The sequence below is a fragment of the Halomonas sp. SIMBA_159 genome, from assembly GCF_046536035.1.
GTDB classification, from domain to species: domain Bacteria; phylum Pseudomonadota; class Gammaproteobacteria; order Pseudomonadales; family Halomonadaceae; genus Vreelandella; species Vreelandella venusta_A.
Genome location: NZ_JAWJBT010001299.1, coordinates 1 through 245 on the forward strand (window position 1 = coordinate 1; position 245 = coordinate 245).

The window sequence follows — 245 nt, forward strand, 5'->3', positions numbered from 1 at the left end:
GGCGCATTACTGATGTAACGGACTGCACCGGCAATAGCTGTAGCACCAAACAAGGTGCCTTGCGGGCCTTTAATCAGCTCCACCCGGGCTACATCGCCTAACAGGCCGTCAAAAAACAACCGGCCACCTGCCGCAAAACCGGTATTACTGGTCATCGGCACATCATCCAGATAGATTGCCGTCACCGCCGAGTCATTTTGCTGGCTAACCCCACGGGCACTGATAGCCCCACGCCCCGGCTGGCC

At 58.0% G+C, this 245-nt stretch carries 1 protein-coding gene; it reads right to left on the bottom strand.

The window, feature by feature from the left end; genetic code table 11:
- A partial coding sequence (locus tag R0J87_RS23445; RefSeq protein WP_498889382.1) for a TonB-dependent receptor plug domain-containing protein occupies positions 1–245 on the bottom strand: 245 nt, incomplete at both ends.